This window comes from Microcoleus sp. D3_18a_C4 (genome assembly GCF_036702415.1).
Taxonomy (GTDB): domain Bacteria; phylum Cyanobacteriota; class Cyanobacteriia; order Cyanobacteriales; family Microcoleaceae; genus Microcoleus.
In genome coordinates this window covers 1-7,028 of the sequence record NZ_JAUBTI010000178.1, presented here as the reverse complement: position 1 = coordinate 7,028, position 7,028 = coordinate 1, and the positions used below count along the sequence as shown (strand labels likewise).

Sequence of the window (7,028 nt, the reverse complement as noted above, 5' to 3'; positions counted from 1 at the left end):
AGAGTCGAACTCATGCACTGGCTAATTTCATAAAGTCCTTTTTTTGTCAACTCCTAATACTGAACCGACGCCCTAGTAGTAGTTACAGATTCCTGAACCTGAAGCGGATTTTGATTTTGCCAATCCAACAAACATTTTAGGTATTCCTCAAAACGGTCTTCCTCACCAAGAAACACATTTGCTGCAGCACGAAAGATAGCAAAGATTTCGACAAAGTTATTAATCACTGGCTGAGCTGCATCTAGGTCTTTAATAGGAATAACTAGGGATGGACTCTGAATATAAGTACCATTCCTACCTCCTTCATGAATTAATTGCAGTTTGTTAATGAACTCCTCATACTTTAACTTACCATATTTTTCCGGTGCAATATTATCAGAAAAAATATTATATCTACCATGCTTCAAAATCCTAGTAACATCTTCTAAATGGTTTTTCAGAACGTGAACAATCGGATTGCTTTCTAGCCCTCTTAATCCAAAAAAATTCACAAATAAACTATAAGAAGTACACTCGAATCTCTGTTGGAAATACCAACCTTTTCCTTTTATAGCCAAGCCAGCGGTTGCTATTTTGAAGGGCCGGGTTTTCTTGGCTACAAGGCTGTGCCATGGTGTAGTCAATATCTGACAATCTGAGAGTACATCTGTGCCATAAACTTGGTGAATTTGGTCACAAGCTTGTTTAATGATTATTTTAAGCTTAGGGGCAAGTAATTCTTTTAGCTTATCAGCACGCTCTCGATTGTCTTCGACTGAGAAGAGATATTGTTCAGCAGACCCTATCAGTGGCAAGTCAACGATTTGTGACAATTCGGTCTCCTCAACTGAATTCATATCTGCTCTCCGACATGACAAGTCCAACGAAAACTAATCGATATTTTAGCTTTTTTTCGACATATCCTGAAATAGGTCATGCTTCCCCGGCTCCTAAAACTTGTGCTGTGGTGAGTTTCAGCCTTGTAGGGTGCGTCAATCGATTTTAGATTTTAGATTTTAGATTTTAGATTTTAGATTGACCTCACGGATAAATGCGGGGGCTTGAGGATTTTCGATTTTCGATTTTGGATTGATTCCACGGATAAATCCGGGGGCTTCTACCCTCAAGAAATTCGTGGTCAGTTAGAATAGTTACAGGACTTGGGAAACGCTTATGGACTGACGCACCCTACTATCGTCTTTTAAATGCCGAACAGCTTATGACTCAAATAAATCCCGATCGCACTGCTGGTACAATTGCGATCGACGTTTGCGCTCAATCAAACGGGCAGTATCTTTGTCAGATTTCGTCATCTCTGAGCGATCGCCCTGATGATACCCTGAATTTTTACGGACAAACGAAAGAACACGCGATCGCGATCGCCCTGGAAAATTTAGCATCTCGCTACCGCCAGCAAGCCGAAGACTCTCCAAATATAGATTGGGATGCGGTGGAAATTTCGGATTCGGGAGAGCCGATTGAAAAGCGTTATCACGTAATTTTGCACTACGAACGAATTGCTAAAGATGAATCTAAGTTTGAGGCCATGCACAATACAATGATGGGAAATACAGTAGTTGAAAATGCCAAAATTTCAATAATTGAGATAGATCCCGATATCGAAATCGAGGCCAGAGGGCTATCAAAATATTGAGCCATCGGGACTTAGGTGCAGATGGGCATCTTACCCTACGCATCAGCGATCGAAACGTGAGTTTGAGGCGGCGATCGACTAGAAGCGATCGCATAATTTCAAATCCCCAAAATTTCTTTTCTATTACTCCCCCGCAAAATCTGCCCTAAACTTCTCCACAACTCGATTTAACTCCACCGAATGAGAAGCTTTAAATAAAATCCGATCGCCCTTTTCGACAAATCCCAACAACCGCTTTGCTAAATCTTCCCGCCCATCCTTGGCTGTAATATCTCCTATCTCCACAAAAGGCAAACCCGCAGCGCCCGCAGCCATCGCCGCCGCTTCCTCAAAATCAGCAAAAACAAACAAAGCATCCAGATGCAAATCTCGCGCCGCTGTTCCCACTTGTTGGTGAAATTCGATCGCCCTGTCGCCCAATTCCTTCATCGTTCCCAACACCGCAATCCGGCGCTTTCCGGGAGTATCTGCTAACAGTCTCAGGGCCGCCAACATCGACTCCAAACCAGCATTGTAAGTCTCATCCAGAATCACAATATCCTGCGGCAAATCGTAGCGGCGTGCCCGTCCATCCGGTAGCTGCACAGACAAACCTTGCTTTAAAACTTCCCAATCAATACCTAAAACTTTTCCTACCGCCAAAGCCGCTAAATAATTTACAGCATTGTGGCGTCCCGGCAGCGGCAGCGGCAATTCTATACCATCTATAAGTATTGTATCATTAGTGAGCAATTCTCCGCACAAATCCCCGCCTTCTAAACCGTAACTTAAAGTTTTTCCCTGCCAAACTTCGGCTGCCGTTGCGATTAATCTGTCACAATCGTGATTGAGAATAGCAATGCTATCAGCAGGCATTTCGGCTAACAGTTCGCACTTAGCTTGGGCGATCGCCTCTTCGGAACCCAATCGCCCGATATGTGCCGTTCCTACATTAGTAATTACCGCAACAGTAGGACGAGCAATTTGCGACAGCAGCGCAATTTCGCCACTGCCGCGCATACCCATTTCAATCACAGCATAATTGTGTGCGGCTGAAAGCTCCAACAGAGTTTTTGGTACTCCAATTTCATTGTTGTAGTTATATTGAGTTTTAAGAACATTTCCCCTCGTTGACAACACCGCCGCAATTAACTCTTTAACAGTAGTTTTACCGACAGACCCAGTAACAGCAACTATAGGTATACTGAATTGGTCGCGCCACCAGCGGGCGATCGACTGATAAGCTTTTAAAGTATCGTCAACGCGCAACAGCGGAAAATTCGGCAGTTCCTGTTGCCAATCTCGATCGACAATCGCTGCTATCGCCCCCAAATCCCTGGCTTTTGCCACAAATTGATGGCCGTCAAAATTGTCTCCCCGCAGCGCCAAAAATACCTCGCCCCCTTCAAGAGTGCGCGTATCTGTGGCAATACCTGTCCCTACAACTGTCAAAACGTCGTCAGGCACAGCAGGCAAAGGTACAGTTAAAATTTCAGCAAGTTGGGCGATACTTACGCGACAAACCATAACCAGCACTCACATTTCAAATAATTATTTTCACAGCTAATCCTACCTTGCCTGACCTGGAATTTAACTGACAGGGGGCTGCTAACCTGGATATATCTTGACAATCCTAATACTAAATCGTCCGCCAACCAAGAAATTATCCCCTACCCACCCACAATCTTTACCAATACTTTACAAAGTAGATGGTGATTTAAGGCTTGCGAATTACCAGCAATTCATGTCATGCTGGTATTGGTAAATAGTTTAACTAAGCCAAAAATATCGATCGGCTTAAGCTGCTGACAGCTTCTACCCCTAAGCTTCATCCGGCGAGAAGCTCGGTTGACTAAATTGTTGCGATTCATTGGCCAATTCATCAAAATAATAGCGCTGAAAGCTCCAGCCCCAGCCTCGGAGGGTTAATCCAAAGTGAACGACTACAACAGACAAAGCCACGAAGAAGAACAGCTACTTTACAAGCACTGGCTGGAGTGGGTACAACGAGAGCAGCCGGCCGAACTCATCAGCCGCTTTCGCACTTTGTTTATCCACGGTACCGGATATCCCGATCGCTCCGTCGCCGACGCACTCGAAAAAATAGCAGCCTCAGAACACGCCGAACAAGAATTCAAGTACATCCTCAACCGCTGCTGCCACATCCTGATCAACCGCTGGCAAACCTACCCCAGCAAGCAAGCAGCCATCCCTGAATTGATCGCTATGTTTGAAGAAGCGCCCAAAATATTATTTGGATACCATCGATCGCGGGGGCGAGCCTCCATCCCCCAATTAGTAAATCAATTTACAGAAAGCGAACAGTACCTCACCCTCCAACGTTTAGCCAAAGTCATAACTCACAACAATGAAGATAGCAGCAACAGCAAAACCCCTGCTACCCTTGCCCTCGGAACCTTAATTCCCTGTTACCCTTACCTCTACAAACACTGCCTCCTCAGCGACGACAGCACCTACGAACAGCAGAAAATCATTAAAAAAATCCAAGCTCAAAAGCAGCAGCAATTTGAGGTCAACCTCTCGCAATACGTGGCTCACCAAGTGAGAAAAGCCCAAACAGCGCGCCGGGAAACCTCAATTGTCTTCAAAAGAAGTATACAGCCTATAAAAAACCCGACCCTGTTGACCGACCCGGAACTATTCTTTGCCCTCAAGCAATTTGTCGGAAAAGTAGAGGGAGCCGATACCTACAGACAGCTAGCGGGCCGTTTCACGGCGAACGCCAGCACAAATCAGTCCTACGGCTCATTTAAAGACGACTTGTACGAATACCTGATTTCTTCTGTCACCGACGATCGCTACGGCAAACGTCTCTTTAACGAAAAATTGTATAAGCAACTACAAAATACCCTGCCCCACAGCGACGATCAGAAGTTTAATGAATTTTTAATGATCAGAACTTGCAGCCAGTTATTGAACTTTTTAGTAGTAGAGAGTCCTGTGCGGCCCAACCACTTTGTCTTCATCGACCTGATCTCAAACCTCGGTCCCACCCAAACCACAGGTTTGCTGCTGAAAATCGTACTAATTTGCGGCAAAGTCAAGCCCTACCTAGAAAAGCGACTGGCAATTTTGTTCGGTCACTACGAATGCAGTACCCGAGAAGGCGTGGTGTGGTTAGTCAAAGCCCTAGAAAACGTAAACCTAGCTTTGAGTACCAACTTTGGCAAGGTGGATGTATCTTTCCTGCGGTAAGAGGGGGCGGCATAACTTTCTCTGCTTCCACTGCAGGCAAAACATCACACCCATCAACCAGGTTTCTGAATACCCTAAAAGTTTTACCTTTGATTAGAACGACTTAATTAACTCCTGAAACCTATTCAAAAGACATTATTCTATGTTAAAGTACCAAGTGTGAATCAGATTCAGTTGCAGGCTTTGTTCATTGCTACAGAATTGTCTAAAAACTTGCCCTTCTGTATCGGCAGGGGACTCTCCGAAACTGAAATCTTCGCACTGTCTAAATTTTGGAGTTATTCCTCATGTCGATATACGTCGGTAACTTATCCTACCAAGTTACCCAAGAAGACATCACCACCGTCTTCGCCGAATACGGAACTGTTAAGCGGGTACATCTACCTACCGACAGAGAAACCAGTCGCCCCCGCGGCTTCGGTTTTGTAGAAATGTCCACAGATGCAGAAGAAGATGCAGCGATTGCTGCTCTCGACGGAGCAGAGTGGATGGGTCGCGACCTCAAAGTTAACAAAGCCAAGCCCCGCGAAGATGAAGGTGGCCGGGGCGGCGGCAACCGGGGCGGCGGTGGCCCTGGAAAATTTGCTCGCGGAGGGGGCGGCGGCGGAGGACGTTATTAATTTCCTCTGATAAAGATTTGAGATTGAAGAGTTGAAATTGGCGCGAGAGCTCACCTAGCTCCGAACCACTTCCGGCCTTTCCGAAAAACCTATGCTCTTCAAGTTTCCATATCTACCGCATTAAATATACCAAAAAGCCAAGGGCCGAACCCTTGGCTTTTTGGTATGTATGAGGGTTGACGGTATAAATCTCAAACCGGCTGGGCGAACCCGTTGCAGTACCGTCAGGTTCTAATCGTCAGGTTCGATGCTGCTGCTCAATCCGTGATTATTGAGCGTTTCAGCGTAAAACTCAGCGTGTTCCAGAGCGCAAACAATCACCAATCCCATCCCGTTAGTATGGGCTTCCATCATCACATTTACCGCCTGTGGCTGAGTCAGACTCGGTACCGTCGCCATCAAAGTCTGCACCACGTACTCCATAGGATTGAAATCATCATTGTGCAGCAGAACGCGGTAGCGCGGTGCAAGCTTGCGGACTGTGGAAGGCTTTTGAATAATTTCGACAGACACTAATCTATACCTCCTGACTTGTAAAATGTTAAAATTTGTCAACAATCTTGAGCCGGATTCCTCCGCTGTGCAAGACTATCTCACTTTCAGCTATTTTATTGAAATCTGAAAATTCAGACAAGGCAGCCCCTTGGTCGATCGCGAGCTGTGAACCCAACACCAAACCCACAGGGGGCGTCCTGGGCCCTGGGCAACCACCTTCCTAACGCCATAATATTAGAAAGGCGCGATCGGTTAAAAATAACAAACTACTACCTGTTGAGTCTCCAGAACTGACGGAACCTTATATGAAACGCAAACCTAAATCCTACAACGACAGATTCAGCGGCGACCCATCCCGAGGAGATGAAGACTCCGATTACTCCGGCTCCTTTGGCGGACAGTCGCGGCGTCAACCTCAGTCCGGTAAACCCTCTTTCCTCAATTCCGCCACCCTAGGAATTTTAACAGCCGTCTTTATTCTGGGAATTGGCATTGGCATTGCCTTTAGCTCCACAGCTACAATTAGCCCAGAGAACGTAGCATCCCGCGAATTTATCGATCGCAGCGCCCCGAACCCAGAACTTTGCGTGCAGTTTGGAGCAAGCGCGATGGTGACAGATATGCGCCTCTACGTCACCCTCAATCCCTTCAACGTCTACATCTCGCAGCCTAGTATGCGCCCCGGATGCGTCCTGCGAACCAATAACTGGGCAATTCTCGAACAAAGAAAACTCATCAGCCAAGACCAAGTGCGCGATTGCAAAAATCGCATGAACACCTTTGGCTTCACCGGCCCCCTAGAAGCTCAACCCGAAATTAACTGTATCTACCAAAACGACGGCGCTAAAAACCTGTTCCTCAACCAACCGGGTTCGATAGCTCCAACCACTGAAGGTCAAAATTTCTAAATCGCCGATATAGCGGTTTTCAGTTGAGTCAATTACAGATATGGGGTAGGACTTAGGCTTTGCCTAAGTCCTTACTTTATTTTAGAGAATGGAATACTGCTCTAAGGAATGAGAATTAAATAACTTCCACTCTTGAAAGTGGGATGGGCGTCCCGCCCGTCCTTTTTGGACGGGCGG

At 46.1% G+C, this 7,028-nt stretch carries 8 protein-coding genes; 4 read left to right on the top strand and 4 right to left on the bottom strand.

Translation table 11 applies throughout. The features are described 5' to 3' along the window. Positions 1-53: 53 nt before the first annotated feature. Positions 54-836: a hypothetical protein gene (locus QUB16_RS32475; protein ID WP_333322456.1), complete on the bottom strand. Its 783-nt coding sequence runs from the start codon at positions 834-836 to the stop codon at positions 54-56. Between the two features lie 362 nt (positions 837-1,198). On the opposite strand from QUB16_RS32475, the gene QUB16_RS32470 reads away from it, so the two are divergent. Further along, the gene (locus QUB16_RS32470) at positions 1,199-1,633 is read left to right on the top strand and encodes a hypothetical protein (RefSeq protein WP_333322455.1); all 435 of its coding nucleotides are present in this window, start codon (positions 1,199-1,201) and stop codon (positions 1,631-1,633) included. 123 nt (positions 1,634-1,756) lie between these two features. On the opposite strand, the gene QUB16_RS32465 is transcribed toward QUB16_RS32470, so the two are convergent. Together QUB16_RS32465 and QUB16_RS32460 are read right to left on the bottom strand one after the other, a co-directional pair. Beyond that, positions 1,757-3,139, bottom strand: a complete 1,383-nt coding sequence (locus QUB16_RS32465) for a UDP-N-acetylmuramoyl-tripeptide--D-alanyl-D-alanine ligase (RefSeq protein ID WP_333322454.1) — start codon at positions 3,137-3,139, stop codon at positions 1,757-1,759. Positions 3,140-3,354: 215 nt separating this feature from the next. After that, positions 3,355-3,483: a hypothetical protein gene (locus QUB16_RS32460; protein ID WP_333322452.1), complete on the bottom strand. Its 129-nt coding sequence runs from the start codon at positions 3,481-3,483 to the stop codon at positions 3,355-3,357. Positions 3,484-3,547: 64 nt separating this feature from the next. Here QUB16_RS32460 and QUB16_RS32455 point away from each other — a divergent pair, with 64 nt between their 5' ends. Both QUB16_RS32455 and QUB16_RS32450 read left to right on the top strand, forming a co-directional pair. Then, on the top strand, positions 3,548-4,828 hold the full coding sequence (locus tag QUB16_RS32455) for a hypothetical protein (RefSeq protein WP_333322451.1): 1,281 nt from the start codon (positions 3,548-3,550) through the stop codon (positions 4,826-4,828). 287 nt (positions 4,829-5,115) lie between these two features. After that, on the top strand, positions 5,116-5,448 hold the full coding sequence (locus tag QUB16_RS32450; RefSeq protein WP_190743136.1) for an RNA-binding protein: 333 nt from the start codon (positions 5,116-5,118) through the stop codon (positions 5,446-5,448). A 231-nt stretch (positions 5,449-5,679) separates the two neighbouring features. Here QUB16_RS32450 and clpS read toward each other — a convergent pair whose 3' ends face one another. Further along, the gene (gene clpS / locus QUB16_RS32445; RefSeq protein WP_015178019.1) at positions 5,680-5,961 is read right to left on the bottom strand and encodes an ATP-dependent Clp protease adapter ClpS; all 282 of its coding nucleotides are present in this window, start codon (positions 5,959-5,961) and stop codon (positions 5,680-5,682) included. 287 nt (positions 5,962-6,248) lie between these two features. On the opposite strand from clpS, the gene QUB16_RS32440 reads away from it, so the two are divergent. Continuing rightward, positions 6,249-6,851 carry a DUF3172 domain-containing protein gene (locus QUB16_RS32440; protein ID WP_333312292.1) on the top strand — a complete coding sequence of 201 codons (603 nt, stop codon included), beginning with the start codon at positions 6,249-6,251 and terminating at the stop codon, positions 6,849-6,851. The last annotated feature ends 177 nt before the right edge of the window (positions 6,852-7,028 follow it).

Bases quoted from the DNA above. Each gene is read 5' to 3' on its own strand.
- QUB16_RS32475 (WP_333322456.1), bottom strand. From the start codon at position 836: ATGAATTCAGTTGAGGAGACCGAATTGTCACAAATCGTTGACTTGCCA.
- QUB16_RS32470 (WP_333322455.1), top strand. From the start codon at position 1,199: ATGACTCAAATAAATCCCGATCGCACTGCTGGTACAATTGCGATCGAC.
- QUB16_RS32465 (WP_333322454.1), bottom strand. From the start codon at position 3,139: ATGGTTTGTCGCGTAAGTATCGCCCAACTTGCTGAAATTTTAACTGTA.
- QUB16_RS32450 (WP_190743136.1), top strand. From the start codon at position 5,116: ATGTCGATATACGTCGGTAACTTATCCTACCAAGTTACCCAAGAAGAC.
- QUB16_RS32440 (WP_333312292.1), top strand. From the start codon at position 6,249: ATGAAACGCAAACCTAAATCCTACAACGACAGATTCAGCGGCGACCCA.
- QUB16_RS32460 (WP_333322452.1), bottom strand. From the start codon at position 3,483: ATGAATCGCAACAATTTAGTCAACCGAGCTTCTCGCCGGATGAAGCTT.